The sequence below is a fragment of the Dyadobacter bucti genome (genome assembly GCF_005869225.1).
Lineage (GTDB): Bacteria > Bacteroidota > Bacteroidia > Cytophagales > Spirosomataceae > Dyadobacter > Dyadobacter bucti.
Window position 1 is genome coordinate 1,240,191 of the sequence record NZ_SWFP01000002.1, and the last position, 22,755, is coordinate 1,262,945.

General features: G+C 48.1%; 14 protein-coding genes. 2 read left to right on the forward strand and 12 right to left on the reverse strand.

The window, feature by feature from the left end; genetic code table 11:
• Positions 1-25: 25 nt before the first annotated feature.
• Together FBF61_RS09915 and FBF61_RS09920 are read left to right on the forward strand one after the other, a co-directional pair.
• Positions 26-418, forward strand: coding sequence for a YtxH domain-containing protein (locus FBF61_RS09915; protein ID WP_166444490.1), 393 nt, complete (start codon positions 26-28; stop codon positions 416-418).
• A 160-nt stretch (positions 419-578) separates the two neighbouring features.
• Positions 579-1,598 (forward strand): chemotaxis protein CheB, encoded by a 1,020-nt coding sequence (locus FBF61_RS09920; RefSeq protein ID WP_138477029.1) that lies wholly within the window; start codon positions 579-581, stop codon positions 1,596-1,598.
• Positions 1,599-1,748: 150 nt separating this feature from the next.
• On the opposite strand, the gene FBF61_RS09925 is transcribed toward FBF61_RS09920, so the two are convergent.
• From FBF61_RS09925 to FBF61_RS09980, 12 genes are all read right to left on the reverse strand, one after another.
• A complete protein-coding gene (locus FBF61_RS09925) occupies positions 1,749-2,330 on the reverse strand; it encodes a DUF4142 domain-containing protein (RefSeq protein WP_138477030.1) in 582 nt (193 codons plus the stop codon).
• Between the two features lie 172 nt (positions 2,331-2,502).
• Complete coding sequence (treY, locus tag FBF61_RS09930; protein WP_138477031.1) at positions 2,503-6,720, reverse strand: malto-oligosyltrehalose synthase; 4,218 nt, start codon at positions 6,718-6,720, stop codon at positions 2,503-2,505.
• Positions 6,713-8,557 carry a malto-oligosyltrehalose trehalohydrolase gene (gene treZ, locus FBF61_RS09935; protein WP_138477032.1) on the reverse strand — a complete coding sequence of 615 codons (1,845 nt, stop codon included), beginning with the start codon at positions 8,555-8,557 and terminating at the stop codon, positions 6,713-6,715. Before treZ ends, treY begins: the two co-directional genes overlap by 8 nt.
• Before the next feature lie 89 nt (positions 8,558-8,646).
• The gene (locus FBF61_RS09940) at positions 8,647-10,470 is read right to left on the reverse strand and encodes a glycoside hydrolase family 2 protein (protein ID WP_138477033.1); all 1,824 of its coding nucleotides are present in this window, start codon (positions 10,468-10,470) and stop codon (positions 8,647-8,649) included.
• Between the two features lie 134 nt (positions 10,471-10,604).
• Positions 10,605-11,120 carry a hypothetical protein gene (locus FBF61_RS09945; protein WP_138477034.1) on the reverse strand — a complete coding sequence of 172 codons (516 nt, stop codon included), beginning with the start codon at positions 11,118-11,120 and terminating at the stop codon, positions 10,605-10,607.
• A gap of 224 nt (positions 11,121-11,344) precedes the next feature.
• Complete coding sequence (locus FBF61_RS09950) at positions 11,345-12,481, reverse strand: PepSY-associated TM helix domain-containing protein (RefSeq protein WP_138477035.1); 1,137 nt, start codon at positions 12,479-12,481, stop codon at positions 11,345-11,347.
• A gap of 26 nt (positions 12,482-12,507) precedes the next feature.
• A complete protein-coding gene (locus FBF61_RS09955; protein WP_138477036.1) occupies positions 12,508-14,874 on the reverse strand; it encodes a TonB-dependent receptor in 2,367 nt (788 codons plus the stop codon).
• A 130-nt stretch (positions 14,875-15,004) separates the two neighbouring features.
• Positions 15,005-15,451: a hypothetical protein gene (locus FBF61_RS09960; RefSeq protein WP_374756606.1), complete on the reverse strand. Its 447-nt coding sequence runs from the start codon at positions 15,449-15,451 to the stop codon at positions 15,005-15,007.
• A 21-nt stretch (positions 15,452-15,472) separates the two neighbouring features.
• Positions 15,473-16,450, reverse strand: coding sequence for an HNH endonuclease (locus FBF61_RS09965; protein ID WP_166444491.1), 978 nt, complete (start codon positions 16,448-16,450; stop codon positions 15,473-15,475).
• An 83-nt stretch (positions 16,451-16,533) separates the two neighbouring features.
• On the reverse strand, positions 16,534-18,414 hold the full coding sequence (locus FBF61_RS09970) for a restriction system-associated AAA family ATPase (RefSeq protein ID WP_138477038.1): 1,881 nt from the start codon (positions 18,412-18,414) through the stop codon (positions 16,534-16,536).
• Positions 18,411-20,492 carry an HsdM family class I SAM-dependent methyltransferase gene (locus FBF61_RS09975; protein WP_138477039.1) on the reverse strand — a complete coding sequence of 694 codons (2,082 nt, stop codon included), beginning with the start codon at positions 20,490-20,492 and terminating at the stop codon, positions 18,411-18,413. Before FBF61_RS09975 ends, FBF61_RS09970 begins: the two co-directional genes overlap by 4 nt.
• A gap of 3 nt (positions 20,493-20,495) precedes the next feature.
• Positions 20,496-22,598: a hypothetical protein gene (locus tag FBF61_RS09980; protein ID WP_138477040.1), complete on the reverse strand. Its 2,103-nt coding sequence runs from the start codon at positions 22,596-22,598 to the stop codon at positions 20,496-20,498.
• Positions 22,599-22,755 lie beyond the last annotated feature (157 nt).

Genomic DNA, 22,755 nt, shown 5'->3' on the forward strand with positions numbered 1-22,755 from the left:
AGGATCTACTACAAACCATACAAACATGAAATCAGATAACGAGTACTACGAAAACGAAGATTCCGACCGTGGAGGTTTTACAACCGGCCTTTTGGTTGGAGCTGTGGTGGGGGCTGCGATTGCGCTGCTTTTTGCCCCTAAATCCGGTGAACAAACCCGGCAGCAGTTAAAGGACCTTGCCGATCAGCAGAAAGACAACCTGAAAAACGAATGGGAAAGGACCAAAGATAAGGTGGCTACCGCAGTAGACAATGTCAGGGAAAAAGCCGATCTGGCTGCCCAACATGCGGAAAGTACTGTGGATAGTTATGCCGAAAAGGCAATGGACAAGGTCATCCAGGTTGCCGATGGGGCAAAATCGACGGTGGATAAATTCAGAAGTTTTAATGATAACCTCGGTCAGCACACGCAAATCTAGTGCGCTGTATATTACGTTAAACGATTCTTAAAACAGTGGCTTTGCAGGAAGCCGCTGTTTTTAAGTACCACAGGCCCCGGAGCTACAGCAAGCGGCATGAGATCGGGCATTATATGGTTAAAAAATGAATGCTGCCACCATTCTTCACCGACATGTCCCCATGACTATAAACAAAGCAGGCCCGTCAGGAAAAGTTATTGTCATAGGCACGTCTGCCGGTGGCCTTCGTGCATTAAAAACACTGATCCACCAGCTGCAGGAGGATTTTCCAGCACCCATATTGGTCGTTCAGCATATTTCAGCCGACGCGACGGGCGACGTGCTCCTGGATGCGCTCGGTCAGCAGAACAACCTGAAATGTCAACACGCTGTAAACGGGGACGACCTTCGAGACGGGCACTTATACCTGGCTCCTTCTGATCACCATTTAATGATGGGTGACGACCGGAAGATCCTGGTAACCAAGGGTGCCCAGGAAAACCGCTCCCGGCCCGCAATCGATCCCCTGTTCCGGTCGGCCGCTGTCGTTTTCGGCAGCAAGGTCATCGGGATGCTATTAACGGGTTATCTGGACGATGGAACAGCCGGGATGATCGCTATCAAACGGTGCGGCGGAACGTGCATTGTGCAGGACCCGGCTGATGCAGAATACCCTGATATGCCTGCTAATGCTTTGAAACAGGCAGATATCGATTTTTGTGTGCCGCTTCCTGAAATGGGCGGTTTACTATACCAGCTGCTTGCAGCGAAAGCCAAAAAGGACACGCCCGTCCCCAAGGACATATTGATCGAAGCCAAAATTGCCAAACGCGTGCTCAGTGATTTACCGGCCGTTAACGCATTGGGTGATCAGGTACCCTTCAATTGCCCTGGCTGTGGCGGTGTTTTATGGAAAGTGGACAAAGGTCCCCTGACGCGCTACCGCTGCCACGTCGGACACGCCTACACAGCTCAGACCTTGATCGCCGAGCAGACTTTGAAGATCGAAGAGACGATGTGGACGGCCTTACGCATGTTTGAAGAAAGAAGAAACCTGCTTACCACCTTTGCCAGGGAACAAACCGGGGCGACCAGGAAATCGGCGCTCGAAAGGGCAGAACTTTCCCAGGTGCATATTGACCGCATCAAGGCTATCCTGCTTACTGATGACAAGGGGACTACCCAGGATACACCTACCTGAATATAGCATTCCTTCCGGGTCGTTACCAACGTGAACAATAATCGAACATGCTCCGGAGAAGGGCGCGCAGGGGTAGGCTTTTTGTGTACTACTTCAAAATAAAAGCTGGCAGCCACAATTCTGACCGCCAGCTTCAAAACTTTTTACAAACTATTTAGTCTTATCCAGACTTTTTGCATGCTCGGCGTGTGCTTTGATCACCGGCAAGGTCTTGTCGATGAAAGCTTTCAGCTCGGCGTCTTTCACTTCTTTCTGCGCATCTTCGAAGAGTTTCACGGTTTTTTCGTGATCTTTCTTCATTTGCGATATGTAAGCTTCGTCAAAATCGCTTCCGTTCTTGCCGCCAAGGTCCGCTGCTGCCTTTTGCTTTTCTTCATTGGGCGCCGAAGGCAGGGTGATGTTTTTGCTTGCAGCCAGCGTTTTCAGTTCATCGTTTGCTTTCGAATGGTCCGTTATCATTTGCGCTGCAAATTCTTTCACTTTCGGATCGGTAGCTTTTTCCTCTGCGATTTTGCTCAGTGCAACTTCTGCCATCCCGCCATTCGCTGCCTCTACTGCGAACTCCGCATCGTCTTCGGCGACGGCGGCTGATTCTGTGCCAGCATTATCGGCACTTGCCTCGTTGGAACTGTCGGCAAACTCGGTCGTGTCGGTTGTTTCGGTCGTTTTGGATCCGCAGCCCCATAACATGGCCATGGTTGCGAGTGTTAAGAATGTTGATGTAATTTTCATTGGTAATGATTTGTTTAAGTGGTGATAAAATTGACCGCACCGGATCATACCGGCACAGGTCTCCTTTAACCATCAAAAAGCATGCCCACTCAAAACAGGGCAAGGGTCATTTCGAGGGATTTCCAACGCCTGGACTTACCAACTGTATGTATCCGGACCAGTGGGGAACCGATCACCCTCGATTGTACATCTTTGTCCAAAGCTTCAGTTGATTTTCAGCTTCGGCGGTCAGTTGCCCGGGTACCAGACGCCAGGCCCAATTGTCCTTCCCTGATCCGGGGCTGTTCATTTTACAGGATTCATCCAGATTGAGCAGATCCTGGATTGGAATGACAGCCATTTTTGCGACTGAGGAATAAGCCAGCCTGGCCATAACCCAATACACGTTATCTTCATCCAAAGCACGGCCGGTGTATTCTTCCAATCCTGCGCGTGCCTCTTCGTCCAGCTCATTTTTAAACCAGCCTTTGATTGTATTGTTATCGTGTGTGCCCGTATACGCGATAAAGTTGCCGGTATAATTATGAGGGGCAAAAAGGGAGTCGCCAATGGTTTCACTGAATGCGAATTGCAGTACTTTCATTCCGGGAAGGTGAAATTCATCCCTCAGCTCATAAACGGCAGGACTTATCTCGCCTAAATCTTCTGCAACAAACGGAAGCCCGCCCAGGGCACGCTCCGCAACTCTGAAAAATTCCGAACCGGGCCCCAATTTCCATTCACCATTCACAGCTGTTTTTTCATCACCCGGTACCATCCAGTAATCCGCAAAAGCACGAAAATGATCGAGCCGGGTCAGGTCATACAGTTCGGCGTTTTTCCGAAGCCGGTTTATCCACCATTCATATTGCTGATCTTTAAGTACATCCCAGTTGAAAACCGGCATTCCCCACAGCTGACCATCCTCAGAAAACGAGTCAGGCGGAACGCCCGCGGCGCCTTTAATTTTCCCGTCCTGATCCAGTAAAAACAGGTCCCGGTGCGACCACACGTCGGATGAATTGTAACTCACATAAAATGGCATATCGCCCAGGAATTTGATATCCCGTTCATTGCAATACGCCCGAAGCGACTTCCATTGTTTGTCGAAAACAAACTGCACCCACTTGCAAAACCGTATCCTTTCCGGTTCGCTTTCGATCAGTGTCTTCAACGCTTCATCATCACGAAGTTTCAGCGGCTCTTCCCATTCCATCCACGGTTTCCCATCGTGCTTTTCGCGGATGACCATGTATAAGGCAAAGTCATCCAGCCATTCCGCATTATCCTCGGAGAATCTGTCAAATTCTTCCTTAGGGAACAGCTCCGGATTTTCTTCAAATGTGCCGAATGCCTTTTCAAGAAGTTCGTTTTTGATTTTCTCTGCTTTTTTGAAATCGATTTTACTATCCTTTGGCAAATGATATTCCGCAAGATCTATGTTGTCAAGCAGTCCTTCCTGTTGCAAAAGCTCGGGACTGATCAGAGCAGGATTTCCCGCCCGGCTGGAAAGCGCACTGTAAGGTGAATTTCCCTGTGCGGCTTCGGTTGGGTTCAACGGAAGCAACTGCCAGATCCGCTGATTGCTACGGTCGAGGAAGTCGGCAAAAGCAACGGCTTCGGGTCCCAGATCGCCTATCCCAAATGGCGAGGCAAGAGATGAAATGTGCACCAATACACCGGCTCTCCGCTCATTGTTGACCCTGTTGCCTTTTAAAATTGCAAATGGCAGACTTTTGAATAACCCGGCCGGTGAGATTTCCCTTTCATATTCATGTTTGTGCCCGGTAAGCAGATTTTCCCAGTGTGCATGAAGTCCAGATGGTAAGTTGATCTTCGTATCCTTCCAGTCAAAAGCGCGCAAATCTTCCTGTTTACAAAGTGCTGCCAGGTGCATCGGTACAACAACTATTAAAATATTCTGCTTGTGAATGCGGGCAAATGCAAACAGATGACCCTTGAAACTGCCTTTCACCTGCAAAGGCACATAATCCCCTTCCGAGAAAAGATCGGGGTTTTGTTTTCGTAAATTAAACAATTGCTGGGTAAGCCAAAGTTTGATCTGTGCATTGCCGGGATCTTTCCACAATTTTTCCCGAAGCGCATCTCTGTCGGTATTCCCGAATTCATTCAGCCAGTTTTGTCTTTTTTCATAATCCACTGCCCTTCTGTTATCGGGATCAACAAGACTTAAATCCCACAGTTCGCATCCCTGATATACGTCCGGAATACCCGGACAAGTAAATTTCAAAATGAGCTGGGAAAGAGAGTTGATGATGCCAAAAACTGCGATTTCTTTTTGAAATGAGACAAAATCCTTGAAAAAAGCCCCTTGTTCGTTCAGCAATTCGCGAGCAAATTGTTGTGTGCCTTTCTCATATTCTTCGTTGGGTTCGGCCCAGTTTGTATTCCTTTTGGCTTCTCTCAGTGCCTTTTGCAGATATTCCTCAAATCGTGCACCGAAATCATCATCATCCTGCCCGGGCATCGGATAAGCGCCGGTCAATGTCTGATATATCAGGTATTCGTCGTTCACGTCCGGCGCCGAGAGTTTCTTTCTCAGCGGCTCATTCAGTTCCTGCCACCGTTTTACACGAGAAATCCATTCCTCCGGAAGGTCGGTCAGCACGTTAAGTCGTGCTCTTACATCTTCTCCCCTCTTGGTGTCATGCGTGGATGTGGTGTTGATCGAAAGCGGCCATTTTCTTTGGCGCGTTTTCATTTTGCTGTGAAATTCCTTCGATGCGATTCCAAAACTTTCAACCGAATCCCCCACGTCATTGTGGCCTATAAAACGCTCATAAGTGTACATGAGCGTGTCTTCGCCCCCTTTGGCCATCAACGGTCCGGTAAATTGCATGACCCTTTGATAAAATTCAAGTGCCCGGCCGTTGTAGTCCTCATCGCCCTCGGAAGGCTTTACTAACAGTGCATTTTCGAGAAGCGCAGCAGCTTCTGCCAGCGCGGGATGACTGCTCCTGACCTCGTCGAATATCTTACGGACAGCGGCAATTTCCGATTCTTCCAACGGCATTTGGTTGCCGTAATACCGATATACCGGACAATGAATTAAAAATTCCCCTATCGCTTTCCTGGCCTGTTCCTTACCGATCTTCTCCAGCGCTATTTTGTCGACCAGGTTCAGTTCTACCAGCAACTGATACAGGTTTTCCAGTTCGCCCCCCATGTGTTCAAAAAGAATAAGGGCCTTTTTTTTCAGCAAATGGCTCTGGATCGGCTCGCTTTCACCTACCAATTCCTCGTAAAAGGTTGTGAAAGTTTTCTCGGCCTTTTCATTGGTCAATAAATTATTCACCATTGCAAGAAATTCATAACCCGTAGTACCCTGGACAGGCCATCTTTCTGGCATGTCTTCATCCTGGCCAAGGATTTTCTCTACCACAACATAGGTATCGTTTCCGGCAAGTTGCCGGACGTCTTCCAGATACCCGGACGGATCGTACAGCCCGTCGATATGGTCAATTCTCAGACCCTGAAAAATACCTTCATCAATAAGTTCTTTTATCAATGCATGGTAATTTCTGAACACATTTTCATCCTGAATATTCAGACAGATCAAGCCGTTTACCGTAAAAAACCGGCGAAAATTGACCTGCTGATCCGTATCCTGCCAGTTGCACAAGACATATGTCTGCTGGTCAATAATCTGTTTCAATCTTTCCTGATCGCTGTTGACCTCGTTCAAGGCCCTGTCAATCAACGCTTTCTCCTGCTCATTTTTCATCAGTGACGAAAGTTGCAAAAGAAGCTCGTTCCATCTCTCGGCAAAAACTTCCGGTTCTTCCACCTCATTGATCTCCCTGCATTGCGACCCTATCTGTAAAAGCGCCTGGTTCTGCGTGATAATGTCTGATTCGAAAAGCGTGGAATAAGATCTGGGGTTAAGGGGAAAATTTGCGCCCTCATAAGTGAGCATCAGTCGGTTGGATTCATACGAAATGGTAATTTTCCCATTCCCGATCTCTTCATTGAGGTCAGACCCAAGAAAGGGAACCATCAGCTTGCCGTGAAATAAACGGCTGTTCCAGGCGATGTCGAAAAACCGCGCGTACACCGACTGCGCACCTTTCTCCAGCACGTCCATTAACCATGGATTTTCCGAGTGAAAAGCCATGTGGTTGGGCACAATGTCCTGCAACCAGCTCATGTGACTTTCTTTCAGCATAGTATTGAGCGATTTTAATTCTTCAATACTGCCAATTTCAGGATCGATTTCATTGGGGTTGGTGCCGTCATAGCCATGCGTGCTCCCGGGCGTCGATCGGAAAACAGGTGATGCATATATGGTACTGACTCCCAGCTGCCGAAAATATGGGATCAGTGTCTCGAGATTTTTGAAAGTAAATTCCTTATGGAATTGCAAACGGTAGGTAGCAATAGGGTTATTCATAGTGATTTGAGTAAAGTGTAATTGATTCTGGTGGTAAGGTCAATGCCAGTTCACCCGAGAACCGGGCAGGCATGTCCTTGGGACCCGCCCATTCCTGGTCCGAAGAGCCAAGTAACTTATACCAGAGCGATGCATATACAGGCACGTCAACGGGCTGCTCCTGCTTCGAAAAATTCATCAGGCAAATGATGTCCTGCATTTTATGCTGGCGGCGAAGTATGATCACCTGGGTTTCTTTTTTGTACTCTACTGAAACTTCTTTTCGGTTCAAAACGTACAAAGGCGATTGGCTCTTCCGTATGGCTATCAGTTTTTTATAATAGCTCAACATTGTTTTATGGGGCTCCTGATCGACAGAATCCCACCGGAGTTTGGAACGTTCGAAGGTCTCCTCTGACACCGGATCAGGCGCTTCGCCCTCTATATGAAATGCCTTGAATTCCTCTCTTCGTCCTTTCCTTACCGCCTCGGCAAGCTCAGGGTCTTTATGGCTGACGAAATATTGGAAAGGGTTTTTCTCCCCGTATTCTTCTCCCATAAACAGCATGGGTAAGTAAGGACTAACCAACACTGCCCCCGCGAGTACTTTTTGCATTTCAAAACTTACCAGCTGGCTCGTCCGCTCGCCGAGCATCCGGTTTCCCACCTGGTCGTGGTTCTGGGAAAATACGACAAACTGCTCACCGGGATTTTCGGTTTTTACTCCGAAAACTTTCTTGCGGTGCTCGGAAAACGCACCATCATATACGTAAGCGTCCTGATAGGATTTTGCCAGAGATTCAATGGCCTCGAAGTCGGAATAGTAACCGGTTTTTTCCTGACCGGACGTGACCCGTAGCGCATGGTGAAACTCGTCGATCCATTGAGCATCCATGCCGTAGCCCAACTTGCTCAACGGATTGATAAAGCGCGTATCATTGAGATCCAGTTCAACGATCAGATAATGCTTGCGGCCTGTTTGTTGCATCAGCAAATCAACCTCCTGCCTGATTTCCTGTAAAATATGCATCGGACTAAAGTCCTTGATTGCATGAACGGCATCCATTCGCAGTGCGTCAATGTGAAAATCACGAAACCACATCAGAGCATTTTCGATAAAGAATTTCCGTACCCCGTCACACCAGGCGTCGTCAAAATTGATTGCATTGCCCCAGGGTGTACGGTATTTTTCGGTGAAATAGGGGCCAAACTCTGCGAGATGATTGCCCTCCGGGCCAATGTGATTATACACCACATCCAGAATAACCGCCAGACCTTTGATGTGGCACGCGTTCACAAAACTTTGTAAACCCTGGGCTCCCCCATAAGAATGCTGCACACAAAATGGGTAAACGCCGTCGTAGCCCCAGTTCCGCGTGCCGGAAAACTGGGCTACGGGCATAATCTCGACAGCGGTAATGCCAAGATCCACCAGATAATCCAGCTTTTTTTCTGCGGCAGCAAATGTCCCTTCGGACGTGAATGTGCCTATATGGATTTCATAACTGATATATTCCTTTAGAGGAAAATGTTGCCAGCTGCCATCTTCCCACTTAAACGAACTGATATCCAGTGCCTGGGAAGCTCCCAGCACATCGTCGGGTTGGGAAAGGGATGCAGGATCCGGCAACTGCTTCTTACCATCCAGTTCAAAATAATAAAGATCCCCTGGTTGCAGGTGATTGGTTTCTGCGATCCAGTAGCCTTGTTCTTTGCAGGTGAGAGAAACAGTTTTGTTTTTGCCGGGAATAAGCAGTTCAACCTCCTTTGCCTCCGGTGCCCACAACTGTACACGTGCCTCTTCTGACGCGGTAAAGTTGACCCCAATTGTTCGTTTGCTTACATTCAAGCCGTTCATAATTTACTTTGTTGAGTTGTATTTCCTGGTCGCCGCATTAGCATTAAATATTATGCCACCAAAGCCCAGAGGTGATTTGTACCATGTTCTCAACCGCGTGAGTTGAGTAGACCTTCCGGCACATTCAAATCGCCTGTTTCCTGATCGATCAGTCCGTTTCGTTCATCTTCAATGTCTGTGGCTTGTGTATAAACGTCCCCTGCAATGGCCCTTTTCCTTAGTTCAGCCTTAAAAAGCGCGATCTGGCTTGCTCGTGAAGTATCGTCACTGGGCCCGCCGTAATTTTGGAAACCAAACCCGCCCCATTCACTCACGATCAAAGGCACTTGTTTACGGTAAAAAAACGGGTCGCCCACCACAAGCGCGAACGCTGCGACAGTATCCATATTCCCCGCGGTCAGTTCATCGAGCGTTTTCGTCCACTGATCCAAATCCGGTGTGTATAAATGTGCGGTCAGCAGATCGGATTTCAGTCTTCCTTCGTACGAAATGTGTTGCCAGCCATCATTGTCAACAACCAGAAATTGCGGATAGGAAATCTGCATAAAGTGGTACATGTCGACAATGTACTCGCGGGCCTGGCTGTTGTGGGCGATATCCTGCACACCCCAGTCTTCGTTGTAAAGACTCCATATCACGATAGATGGGTGGGTGCCGATCAGGGCCAGCATGCGCAGAAGCTCGGCGCGGTGGTTATCACGGCTTTTTTGAGTTGACTGATGCGGGCTCGGTACTTCTACCCACAGCAGCATTCCAATTTTGTCCGCAAGCTTATAAACACGCGGGTCGACCCCGGCGATATGGATCCGCACCAGATTACAGCCTGATTTTTTCATCGCAAACAGATGCCTCTTGATCTGTTCGTAGGTTGAGTTGCCCGGCTGATAAAGAATTCCATCGAGGTAAACCGGCTGATTGTTCAGGTAAATGCGGCTTCCCCTGGCTTCAATTTTTCTGAGCCCGAAGTTGGTCTCTATTTCTGATTCCAGTTCATTTCCGTCAATTAACCGGGCCTGCAGTCTGTACAGAGCAGGGGTTTCGGGGGACCAGAGCCTGGCGTCGGGCACATCCAGTACCAGTCGCTGGGACTTTTGTCCGGCTTCCAGCATAAGCGGAAACTCGTCTTCGGCAACCGGCTTGTCATTCCGGCCGGCATCAGCCGGGAACACCGCCAGCCTGATCTTATATAAACCCGGGTCGCGGATACGGGTGGTCAGGGTAAACCGAACCAATTGATCCTCAATAATGCTAACCACGCCGACTCTCGAACGCAGCCTGTTCCTTTCAACCCTTTCCAGCCACACGCTTCGCACTGCGCCGGTATAAGTCTGGTACCAGATTCCCCCACGCTTGTACACGTGCGACTCTTGCTTTCCGCGGGGAATATCCGCATCCATACTGCTCGCAATACGGACAGTAAGGCGGTTTACGGGTAAAAGCTCCTCCAACTCGTATGAAAAAGAAGTATACTCTCCTTTGTGGACCTGTTCGCCCTCAATCGTGACCAGCGCACGCCCGTTCAGCCAAACCTGTGTTTCATATCCGCACGCACCAAATGTGAGCTGTAAAATCGTACCACTTTCTTCGGCCAGCGGCGCACATTCGGATAATTCGAAATCGCGCTCATACCAGACCACGATGCTGTCCTTCCACGAAGAACCACCCTGCTGGGATGCTGCCAGGTGCTGCTCCACGTTGCCGGGCCAGTTTGCGGTCTGAGAATAAGCATGGGCTACATGCCAATTCTCATCAAGCCCGACATCATCAGAGTCGACGGCAAACTTCCACTCACCGTCCAGCAACACATACCCGTTGGGCCTTAAAACGGCACGAGGTAAATTCTCCCGGGAGGTATCTGTGTCTAAAGATGCTTCCCTACTTTTGGAAGACCCGTAATTGGTGTGATTATGCATATTTCATTTTTTAACCCCCAGAATTCTTCTCATCCCACAACAGTAAACATATCACATTGGCATCAAGCCGCCGGAACGGGGCAGGACAAAAAAGCAATTGGTTAAAGCGGGCTTATTATAGTTTTGCCGGCAGATTATTTGAACATTTTAGTCAGATCGTTCAGGTCCACATCGCCATCGCCGTCTTTGTCAAGTCCCAACTTGGCCCCTATACTGCCCAGATTTCCTCCCAAACCACTGCCTGATCCTGTGTTGCTACCTCCGGTCACAGAAGAGATCAGCGCACCCAGATCGAATCCCCCCGCTCCTTGCTGATTCCCTTTGTTCACTATTTTGCTGAGTACAACAGGGATCAGTGACGAAGCAATGGAAGCAGCCGTACTGGCATTGATCCCAAATTTCTGCATGATGTTCCCCATAAAATTGTTTGAGATCTGCTGAACAGCCGGGTTATTTTCCACCTGCCCGCTCTGCACGGATTCGGACAGGCTGTTTACCTGCCCCGGCCCGGTCATGCCCCGCAAACCGTCCATGATGGAGTTCCGGGCCTGTTGCATGATGGCTTCATTGTGCTCGTTCGGCACAGCATCATTTTCTACAACGGCCTGTTGTCCGTTTTGTCTTATCAGATTAACCAGTTCATCCAGCATATTTTTTTTATTGAGATTTTGATAACTGAGTTTTAAACAAACCATGCCAAGGATATGACCACGTTCCGGATAAAGGCTACCCCATTACCCGGCGGTACCAGGCTGTGACTATGGCCTGTACCGGGCAGCGGCCACATCACAGCAATCCTGCTTGCTGATGACAAGGGGACTGCTCAGGACACACCTGCCTGAAGAATAGCACGTTATTTTTTGTAGCGGGCTGCCTAAATAGTTTGTTTCGGGGATTTCCTGCGCGCACGCGGCTTGCGGGCACGTCGCCACCACAGTAAAAAGCCTGTAAAGGCAAGCAGGCCGGGCGTAAGCCCGATAATCGCATAGAGGATTTTCACCGCAAGCTCTCCAAAATTGCCCACATGTAAAGGAAAGAATGTCGCTTCAATGCGTTCTACCAAAGGCTTATCTGACAGCCGGTTGATTTTGAGGATTTCTCCGGTTTGCTGATCCATTCGCACTGAGCTGCCGCTACCCGCAAGTTTCAATTGTCCTTTTGTGTAACCCCTGACTTCAAACTTACGCTCAGGCTGTGTCGGCAGGTAAACATAGGTAGGTTCCAAATCCGGCATGGCGGCAAGTGCCTTCCGATACATCTGATCCGGCGACACTGATATGAGCGTATTTGGCCTGGTCTGCACCAGCTCGTTCTGCCATGTTTTTGCGTTGAAGGCGAACATGTTCATCCAGAAGCCTGTGAAGAAAATCACAGCATTTAAAAGTAAAGACCACACACCAACGATGCGGTGCAGGTCGGAGTTGACCGTCCGCCAGTTTTTCCGGTTGATCTTGATCTGGAAGGCCAGGACTTTCCAAAGCATTTTCCGGTAAACTACCGCCCCGGTAAGGAGGGACAACAGCATCGTTATCCCAAAAATGGCCGTCAAAGCCGCACCCGGCATGCCTAACTGGAAACTGAAATGAAACTGAAACAGCCATTCCATGAAGCTGGGTGTAAACTGGGTAGAAGGCCCTTCCCTGAGAATTGCGCCGGTGTAAGGATTGAAAGAAATCAATGCCAGATCATACGTCAAGAGGCGTGCGTCATTAAAGTAGATCCGGAAATCATAAGCCTGCCCCGGCCCGGCGTCCGGATTGACCCAGGCAATTCCGTCCAGGTTCGGATAACGGCTGGTCATGCTGTCGTAGCAGTTTTTCAGGGCTTGATCCGGCACCTTGGTCCGTGGATTTGAAACGTGAAGTAAATCCTGATTAAAGAAATGGTCGAGCTCCGTTCTGAAAACCAGAACGGAGCCGCTTAATCCAAGTAATATCAGAAACGTGCCTGTACACAGTCCAAGCCAGCTATGCAGCTTGAAGAGCTTTCGGCTGAGTGATGCTTTTTTCATTGATCCCGATCATGAATGAAAATGAACTACCAGAGCTGATAGCTAACCCCTACCCTGATATTAAACGGATCGCCCAGTCCGGCCAGCGTCACACCAGAGCGGCTTCCGGTGAAATAGTGTTTATTCGCCAGATTATATGCATTGACCTGAACCTGAAACCGGTTCCGTTGATAGGACAGCGCAGCATCCAGAACCGTGTAGGAAGGAAAAATAAAGTTTTGGTTGGTCAGCAGCCCCACCTGGTCACTGACATAGCGGACGCCCGCGGCGATACCGAACCCTTTCATCATGCCTGCAAGCGCATACTTGCCCCAAAAGTTGATCTGGTGCTTCGGTGCGTTGGCAAAACGGTCGCCTTTTTTACCATAATTGCTCGTGCTAACCAGTACATGCTCATTGAGAGCATATCCCGCAACCAGGCTCAATGCATTCAGATTACCCGTTACGGAAAACTCCCCGCCGCGGCTGCGCGTGCCGTCAATCGCCGCCTGCCGGTGAGAGTTTTCCTCTGTCGGTGCTGCCGTCAGAATGTTAGCGTAATTGATCTGATACAACGACAAGGTGGCAGACAGGCGGCTACCGAAAAGGTCAGCTTTGGAACCTACTTCATATTGGGTTGCCTGCCTGGTGGGAAAAGGACCACCAGCAAGCACGTTGTTCGATGTCTGGGGATTAAATGATTTCAGATAGGTCCCGTAAATCGACACATTCTTCACTGGTAAATACACCAGTCCAATCCTGGGAATCCAGCCCGAGGCCTGCAGCTCGTCCCCCTGTTTATTGTCCCGATCCGACAGGGGTGTTTCCGTGGCGTTATAATGATCGTAACGCAATGAAAGCAGCACTTTTAATTTATCGCCGACGGCAATCTGATCCTGGATATAGCCGCCGATCAGGTTCGTAACGCGCTTGTTGTCATCCGATTCGTCGGCCGGAACGGAAGCATCGGGGACACTGCCGGCGTAATTTGGATTAAAAATTGAAATGCGGGTAGATGGTTTGTATTGATAATCGTTCTGGGTCCAGCCGTAGCGGTTGTAGTCTGTACCCGCAATGATCTGGTGCCCGAGTGGACCCGTTTTTGTGGTGTATGTAGCAAAAGCAGTTGTCTGCAGGCTGAACCTGTCCGTTAACCAATCCTGATATCCGCGGCTGATGCTGTCATTGCGGATCCTTCCGACCGGAATGTGATCCGTAAAATCCAGCTTATTACGTATTGCGCGCTCGACGATTGTAAGTTTGAGATTGTCACTGATCTGATGGTCAAAAGTTAGTGTAGCCGACGCATTATGTGTTTTACCATAATCTGTCGGGCTTTGGATCGTCAGGTTGTTAGGGTAATGGTTGAAGTCAAAACTGCCATCGGGACGGGTGTAAATGAAACTCCCATTGTCGTATTGATGAACCGATTTTTGGTAGGCGTAATTCAACTCGAGGTTCAAGGAAGTGTTGCCGCTAAAAACGTAAGTCAGCGAAGGAGCTACAAACAGGTTTTGTTTCTTTTGATAATCCCTGAAACTTTCCGCGCGATCGTAACCGACAATGGCCCTGTATAAAAGCTTCTTTTGATTACCGACCGGCCCGGTAAAATCCACCGATGCCCGACCAAATCCCCAGCTTCCCAGCGAAAAATCAACGTTCGCCCGTTTTTCGGACAAGGGTTTTTTCGTAACGAAATTGATTACACCTCCCGGAGATCCTTCACTGAATAAGGCGCCCGCAGGCCCTCGCAGCAGCTCCACAGATTCAATGTTGTAAAGCAATGGCTGCTGGCTCCACAAAAACAGGTTACCCCGAATCCCATTGTAAAGCAGGAAACTGGCATCGTTGGGAGAATAAGCAGAAAACCCCCGAATCTGAAAATTACCGTTGCCGTTGTTAGCCTTCATTCCCGTAAAAGACCCTGCGATCTCATTGAGCGTAAAGGCCTGACGGTCGCGCAATACCTGTGAAGACATCACTTGTACCGATTGCGGCGTAGAAAGCAGCGGCGTGTTGCTGCGGGTGGATGTATTGGAGCTTAATACCTGGTAGCGGTTTTTCGCGGTACTGACCACCACTTCCTGCAGCTCCAGTCTGCTTTCGGAAAGCTGCAGGTTCAGAAAAGGGTTTTTCCCTTTTGAGATTTGAAGGCTCTGCGTATAAGCTGTGTAGCCAACATTGGAAATCGAAAGAATATATGATCCAGGCGTGACTCCCTTCAGGCTGAACTGCCCATTGGAATTGGTGATCGTTCCCAGTTTTGTGTTTTGCAATGTGATGGATGCGCCGGTTACGGCCTGCTGCTCGGCATTCACAATACGGCCGTTGAGCGTTCCCAGCTCAGATTGGGCAAAGGAATGGAGGCAGTTGTTTGTAATAAAAAATAACAGAAATAGATATTTGATATGCATGGGAATGGCATTTGTGGATGACCCTATCCAGTACTGAACGGGGACAATTAGTTTCTTGTGTAAAAAAAGGTATGCACCCGGATGAAAACCGTTCACCGGATCATAAGCCGCCTACAAAATGTAAACGTCCTTATACACAGGGAGGTGGGACCAGAATGGAAAGCGGGGCCTGATAGGTGGCCAGATGATAGAGGAAAGCGTGCTGATGAGCCTGACTAAAATGACTTTGCATAAACTCAAAGATCGTCAGCGGAGATGCAAACAGTTGGAGGACAGGTATGTTTTGAACGAGTTCACCCGTCTGCTGGTCCTGCTTTTCCTGCTGCTCTTTGAGCTTTTTTGCGAGATAGCATTGCCCGTTGCAATTCAGCTGCGGCCTGTTACGGTTTTCGCAAAGTACGCGCGTAATATATGCCTTGTTGATCTGGTAGTATGCAATGGTTCCCCACTGACTAAAAGTCGGCAGGATGGTCGTAAAAAGCCATATGTAAACTATAACGGGACGCATCAGATCGGTCGCAAAGATAGGAATTTCCGGAATGCGATTCACCTCGCAAATGATATTCCCGGTCACCATTTTTAAGCCGGTGTTCAGGTTTTACACTTTGGTATATTCCTGACTTTCCCGCAGCGCCTGGAGTAAATGGCTCTCCTGACACAAGGCATCGAATGTTGGTTTGAGCAGCATGTTATAATCTGAGTGCTGCATTGCCCGTATGGTGATCTGAAAAACGCTCTTGATCTGGTCGAGGGTGAGTTCCGGATTCTCTAGTCTTGCATAGTGAACCGTCTCCATAAATATTCCCCATACTTTGCTTGAATTATCCTTTGCCTGACTCACATACCGTTTTTCAATTCCATAAATCCATTTCCAGCTCTCCAGTTCCTGCGATAATCCCTCGCGGCTTTTCAAATCCACCGTCCATTGGCACAATTCCAGTACCGGATGTGACATGTGGAACACAATATCAACGCCGGTAAGTGTTTGGTCAAACGGATAGAATATCCGGCCGGAGGCGCCTTTGATGACATCTTTTGCTTTTTTGTAGGTCTGGTTGCAGACCTTGCAAGTCGGGACGAGGTTTTTTAGGTTAACCGCGTAAAGCGGATAAATGCTTTTCGGTAAATAATGGTCATACTCCATCATTTCTTCTGTATTCACGGGCGACACACCGCAAAAAGGACAAAGGGTACTGGAGTTATTTTTAGTAAAAAATTCTTCAAAATGTTTGCGGATATGCCCGTAATTTTTCACAAATGCAGAAGCCTCTCTTCCCCTAAGAATGTCCTTGTACAGATCTTCGAAAGTTTTTTTGACCAGTTCGAAAAGTGGCTGCGGCACTTCCTTTTTATGCACAGGCATAACATTCCCCTTACACACAGCTTCCACATCCATACTTTTTGATACTCTGTCCGCCAGCACTTTGCGATCATGTTCGTTCATTGCAGCGTAAGCATGATAAATCCTTTCACATCGTTTGTAGATCTTCGTTTTATGTGCCAGGGCAATCGGCAGAAAGTCCGGGTGGAAAACTTTTTCTTGGAAGGGTTTTCCCTGCTCTACCATTTCGGCCATTTTTTTTAGAAATGACATCATAAAGCAATGTAACATCTGATAGCCATGCCTGTGGAGTTTATAAGGGGCGATCATATAGGTTGCTATTTAAGTCCCGAATTTTGCATTTCAATTTCTTTTTGCCTGGTGATCAGGTAATTAAACAAGTGAACCTTTTCTAATGACTCACCAAGCTTCCTGCTCTCCTCTTTCGCATTTTGCACATCTTCAAGTGTTACAATATTTTTCTTCAGCTCATTAAGCTCAGCCAGGGACATCGCGGATATGGTCTCACGTTTGTTGAATATCGTCTCCATGAGGCGGTTAACGGAGGTACCGTAAGTATTGATCTCCGGTTTTTTCCATCTTACCTCGTTCGAACCATCTCTTGTAAAAATATACACGTTTTCCTGCTCGCTGTCGCTCAAAATAAATGGTGAATGTGTGGTGAGTAAAATGTCCTGCACCAGCTCAAACTGTTCACGGTCGGCATGACTTTCGAGCTCTTTCTTGCGGTCATGGATCTGGTTCAGCGTTTGCACCAGCCTGCTGCGCCACTCCGGATTAAAATGTGTTTCCGGCTCATCCAGCAAAAACAGCGTCGCATTTTCATCCATCAGCATCAGTGATCCGGCCACCTGCAAATACTGGTGTTCGCCATCACTAAGCTGCCGGTATCCCACCTCAGCTCCATTGTTCTTGCGCAGCCTGATGTCATCTACATAAAACACGCGTTCTTCTGCCGGCAGTCTGGGGAGCATATCATAAATGTTCTGCGAAAAGCTGCTGGCTTTCACACTTTCTTTCAGGCTGTCCGGATAATTCTCTATGTTAAGGAGATTGAGGAGATAGAGCTTTTCGAATAAATAAATCGCTCCCCGGTCTCCTTTGAAATGATCCCGGAAAGCCTTTTTCATCTCTTCATCGACAACATAATCGAGCTCATAAGAAGCTTCTTCCTCCTGATTTGTCGGGATCGGGATTACGTTGACAGTGGTTGAACAATTCACCAGGGCAAGCACCGTTTCTTCAAGTTCCGAGGGAATGGAAATCGGGCGCATCAAAATCAGAGCTTTCAGCTTTTCTTTGGCTGTCAGCGTTTCACCGACAGTCTTCAGTAACTCCGACAGCGGTATTTGATTACGAACATAAAACCGCAGCCTTATCCGAAATGAGATCAAATCCTGGACATTCACAATGCTGTTGATAATATCCAGCTCCGTTTTTTCCCCGGCAACGCTGACCCGTTTCATCAAAAAGTTGGCGATCACCATCATGGCATTACTGTGATAATCCAGATAAAAAAGCCGGTTCACCGTGAGCGCGTGTTTTTCAGAACTTTGTTGTTCAGGATTGTTTTGGGGAATAGTCGGATTGCTGATTTCGGCCGTTTTTCTGCGTAACTCTTCCAGATAATAAAAGTCCATTTTGACAAACGGATTGCTCAGTATCTCATTGCTTCCCGAACTGTACCCCACGACCCTGTTAGGCAACAACCGTCCGAACATGCATTTCTCAGTATCGTTCATCCCAAAGATCTTCCTGGACATTGGGTCGCCATAGTAAAATTCAAACACAGGATCCTTCTGAACTTCTTTGGTAATGATTACGCCCCGTAATTCGGTACCTCGCATACGTGTCACCTCTTCTTCGTACATGCGCTCGCCTCTCGGATCCAGGTAGCTTAGGTGCGTGCTCGCGACCACCGGCATCAGATAGTGAATGACGAAACCCAGCTGTGACTCTGACTCTGTGGGGGCGATCAGCGCATTTCTCGACCCCGAAATCGCAAACGTTTCGAGATAATAGAAAATATTTGCCAGTACCTGCAGTAAATTGCTTTTGCCGCTTCCGTTCGACCCTACCAGGCACAGCGGCTGCACCTTCCTTGAATCAGGAGACAAAGCAGGCCGGTTGAATTCTATCCTGAAACCCGCTGGCAGACTACGGAATCGGCTGGTCAGCTTTAATTCTTTTAGCGTCATGGTACAAAGGCTTCGTCAATGAGTTTATGGGCAATATGCATTTGGCCGGGAACATTGTTAAAAAGGATGAATTCTATATTTTCCGAAACTTGGGGGGCGCTGCTTTCCTTATTCAGATAAACCTGCCGCAACGGGCCGCCCGGTTTGAGACCTTCGAGAACAATATCACTCAACACATCGTAACCTGGAAGAAACTGCAGCTGGCTGAGAACTTTCTGTAAATCCTGAAATCTGAATTTCACATTGACCTGCCTCAAAAATTGTATCAATGCATCGTTAAGTAATGTCTTCAGCTTTATTAAATCCATGTGCAAGAAACCTCTGTCGATAGAAGCATTCAGCAACTCATCAATGGAGAAATCTTTCAGGGCTGTTTCCTTCGCGACGTCCAGCAAATTAAGGTTAACAAAAAGTGGATCTGTAACCTGGCAGGCATCATGCAGAAGCAGGTAGTAAGGATGCTGGCGCGCTGTGATCTCCGCCTTTGTCTCCAGTTCCGCCTTTTTACCAAGCAGCAATTCAATCAGTGCGCCGCCGACGGTCTCTATCGAAGATTTGCCACCAAGCAGCTTCAGAACATCGCTAGTTGATAATAGTTTGAGATAGGTAACAAGTTCGCGACTTTCGGACGGGAGAAAGCTAAGGAGCGAATCGGCGAGTGACTTGGTTACGGTAGGCTTTTCAGGAAAGATGTCCTTATTGGATAAAAGATCGCCCAGTTTCTCACTAAGCTCGGAAAGCCCGTCATCATCCGGATCGTTAGCCTGGACTGATGTACCAGTATTCGGCAGAGCAGACTTTTTATTGGGGCTGGCCTGTGAAGCGCGTCTGCTAAAAATGAGATTATATTCGTCTGCACGTATTTCCTCAACTGAAACCCTGAATCCACTTTCCGGATTTCCCTGCGCGGTGGAAATGCTATTTTCAAAATATCTGATGACAAATTCCCCTTCTCCCTGCCGCAATTCTTTGAACCATACATCGCCCGGATAAGGTAGTGTATCCCTACCAGATCCTCTGGTAAAATACAGAAGGGCCATAGGATGAGGGTAGCGTCTGGAATACCCAACCGGCACACTTATCACAGCCCGCAGATCGCATCTTTCAAGAACTTTTCGCCTCATCTCCATACTGTCGCTATCCGTGTCACCCAGAATTTTCTCGGGAACAAGTAAGGCGGATCTACCATTTTCATGTTGCAGAAGATCCAGGAACCTGTCCATGTACTGCATTTCGTTCTGGCTGATGCCGGGTCCCGGTAATCCCTCCATTTCCACACCCCAGGCTGTAATGGAAGGGTTGGAAAGAATCACGTCAAACTTTTCCGGCCATGACTGGTTTAAAAGGTTTTCGATGCGTATGTCGGGAGTATCAATCCCGTGAATCATCAAATTCAGGGATGCAAGACGCCCCATTGTGATATCCTGATCTGCTCCTGTCAGTTTACCTTCAATCTGACTGGCGGCATCACTCTCGGGACCCGTACCGGACAAAGGATTTCGTTGCTGGTACCTGATCGTCTCGGCAAGCAGGCTGCCTGCTCCGCAGGAAGGATCCAAAACGTTATCCGTAGCCCGCGGCTTTGTGAAAGCACACATTAACCTCGCTAATTCCGGCTCCGCCAAAACAACCCCCGCCCGCGCAGTTGCCGGGATTTTGTTTAGGAGGAATTCAAATGCCTCCCCTGCTTCTGGCAGCCCCTTACTGCCGGACTTTGGCACGGTAGCGTCTGAAAATGCCATGTCAACTGTCAGCAACGCGTCCGTCAGCAAAGTAGGCCGGGATATAAGGAACACGCTATTGGACATTAAGCTACTGAAGGCATGATTTGTAAACGATACATTCTTAAGCATTGGAAAGATGGCACTTGGAAATTTGTTCATCCGCTCTACATCTTCCATTTTTAGAATATAGTCCCAGCTAAGGTCCGAACCTGTGAGGTCATGATATACGTTCAGCCATCGCAGGAAGAACAGGTAACTTACCTGCTCCACAGCAATCAGGGGATTACTGATCCCTTCACTGAACATGCTGTCCATCAACTGATTTAACCTCGACCGAAAGTCAAATGCCACCATATCTTATGAGATTGTCAATGGTTTAAAATTTTTAAGTGGCTCCGCCCCTCCTCCTATTTTGGTCCCGATCTGGTTATAAAGCCAGTAAGGATCTTTCTGAAATTTCAGCCAGTCGGCCAGAAGATCATCCTGAAACTGCTTCCATTCCTTGGAGCTGTCCTGAAACCGGTGCGCAAAGCGGAGTAGCGTGTGGCACATGGTGAACTGTCCGCTGGCGATCAGCGCTGCTCGCATCTCCATTTGCTGATGTGACGCATCAAACCAGAGCGTTGTACCCATGCGCGCAGCAACGTTGGCTACTTTGGTAATCTTGGCATCGGGCTGGATGACTCTGTAAAGCAATTCTGATCGATTATCATAGTTTACCTCGATGTTCATTTCTTCCCAATTTTCCCCACACAAGGCTTCCATAAACGCTTCCCTGTTCATCTCGCTTAACAGGTAAGAAGTAGGAAAAATACTGTTGACCCTCCGGGATTTCTGGTTTTCAACAAATCTCTTCAAACCCGGCTCATCCTGAACAGTCAGAAACTTTTTTTGTTCAGCCAGTTTAACCAAATCAAAGACCCTGCTTTTCCCCAAACTTCCTGACAAATACCCTTCATACGAATCCTGTCTGATTTTTTTCAGGAAAAGCGTGACTGCCAGATTGATAACCGAAGTGGCCCTGGCTTCCAACAATTCCACAAGTCGGTACAGCGGAAGTCTGGCAAAATACCAGATGTGTTGTCCAAACATTTTGCCAATAGTCCCTGGCGGCACATGCTTTCCGGTGAATTTCCGAAAGATTTTTTTAGCTAAAAACGAAAGAAAATTATAAGCTGCGACAAGAATGGGCAAACCGGTAGCCCCGATCAAGAAGTAGGCAGCTTTGGTGTACACATCGGTGAAAATGCCAAAAGCACCCAATGAGAACAAGATGATATCCAGCACTGCATAGTGCACCAGTGACAATTTCAGGAACCAGCTGGACTTGTCCGGACGGGCATAACGGTATTCGTCGGTATAGTTACTGCTCACATCGCAAACTGCCAGCAGATCATAGCCATATCCTTGGACAAGATCCTTTTCCTGTTCCAAACGGGCTTCAATCATACTTTTTTCAGTATCATCCGCATTTTTGAGCGCTTCTTTTGCGCGTACCGTCAATGCATCCCTCAACTTTTTCCGTTGTTCGCTCTGCAGCCTGTTCTCTGCATGACCGAAAGCGTCTATACCCTGGTTATCTACGATACCTCCATCCATAAATCCATATCTGGGACGCTCACCGGAAGATCTGGCAACTGGATCAGGAATGATAAATTCGTCATTGGCTTGTACCGCCTCAGAAAGCTCATCAACCGTCAGGCTTTTTTCACCAGCTTTCCAGGAAAAATCATGCGGATAAACGATTGGCTCAAACCCTGCCGGAAAACAACTGGAAGCGGCCAGAATATCGCCGAGCCTGATCTTTTTTATTACTTCCAGGCACTGCGCCTTAACCGCCTTCACATCTTCACCTTCATTGGGCGTACGTAAGGTCAGATACTTATTTCCGAAAGATCCTTTGTATTTGTCAGATCCATCGTGCTGAAATCTGAATTGTTGCCCGTGCGTAAAATCAGTTGTACACACACAAATTTCCTTGACTGACCCTGCTGGGGGAGTATTCCAGATCACACCAAATCCGTCGCCTTTGAACAGCATCTTGTCGTAGGCAATGGCGAATCCGTTGATCGGATTCCGGTCTTTGCCGGGACGCTCATTTTCCCAGAAATGATCATCCTTTAGTATGCTGAGTACTTCTTTTAAAAGCACATCACCTTCCAGACAATTGAAAAGATTGCGGTAAGCTTCCTCAAAACCATGTCCGTTGCGCTGGGCATGAACAATTGCCATGCTTGCAAAAGAGCCGCCGGAAGCGGAAGAAATAAACTTGACAACCCGCGAAAGCGGCTCGTCCTTTATGCAGATTTGCTCCAGATAAGCGAAGCAACCAAGTGCAAAGCCTGCTGCCCGAAATCCTCCTCCGGAAAAACACAGAGCAATGTTATTCAAACCTTCGGGAAGTACAGGCCTGGGATCCGTCCCTGGCTCGGCGTGCCCATTTTCGGGAACCTGGCTCATTATTTTTTAAGGTATAGAAGGGTTCACTGTGACTGTATACAATTTAACCTTTTCTTCCCTATAAGCCATCCCCAAATTTCCAAAACTTATTATTAGGCAAATCGTTTTCACAGCTGGTGAAACCGAAGCTTTGCGATCCCTACTTCGCGGTCTCAGA

Coding starts and splice junctions, on each gene's coding strand:
- FBF61_RS09980 (WP_138477040.1), bottom strand. CDS start 22,598: ATGAGCCAGGTTCCCGAAAATGGGCACGCCGAGCCAGGGACGGATCCC.
- FBF61_RS09970 (WP_138477038.1), bottom strand. CDS start 18,414: ATGACGCTAAAAGAATTAAAGCTGACCAGCCGATTCCGTAGTCTGCCA.
- FBF61_RS09945 (WP_138477034.1), bottom strand. CDS start 11,120: ATGCTGGATGAACTGGTTAATCTGATAAGACAAAACGGACAACAGGCC.
- FBF61_RS09940 (WP_138477033.1), bottom strand. CDS start 10,470: ATGCATAATCACACCAATTACGGGTCTTCCAAAAGTAGGGAAGCATCT.
- treZ (WP_138477032.1), bottom strand. CDS start 8,557: ATGAACGGCTTGAATGTAAGCAAACGAACAATTGGGGTCAACTTTACC.
- FBF61_RS09920 (WP_138477029.1), top strand. CDS start 579: ATGACTATAAACAAAGCAGGCCCGTCAGGAAAAGTTATTGTCATAGGC.
- FBF61_RS09965 (WP_166444491.1), bottom strand. CDS start 16,450: ATGGCCGAAATGGTAGAGCAGGGAAAACCCTTCCAAGAAAAAGTTTTC.
- FBF61_RS09960 (WP_374756606.1), bottom strand. CDS start 15,451: ATGGTGACCGGGAATATCATTTGCGAGGTGAATCGCATTCCGGAAATT.
- treY (WP_138477031.1), bottom strand. CDS start 6,720: ATGAATAACCCTATTGCTACCTACCGTTTGCAATTCCATAAGGAATTT.
- FBF61_RS09915 (WP_166444490.1), top strand. CDS start 26: ATGAAATCAGATAACGAGTACTACGAAAACGAAGATTCCGACCGTGGA.
- FBF61_RS09955 (WP_138477036.1), bottom strand. CDS start 14,874: ATGCATATCAAATATCTATTTCTGTTATTTTTTATTACAAACAACTGC.
- FBF61_RS09925 (WP_138477030.1), bottom strand. CDS start 2,330: ATGAAAATTACATCAACATTCTTAACACTCGCAACCATGGCCATGTTA.
- FBF61_RS09975 (WP_138477039.1), bottom strand. CDS start 20,492: ATGGTGGCATTTGACTTTCGGTCGAGGTTAAATCAGTTGATGGACAGC.
- FBF61_RS09950 (WP_138477035.1), bottom strand. CDS start 12,481: ATGAAAAAAGCATCACTCAGCCGAAAGCTCTTCAAGCTGCATAGCTGG.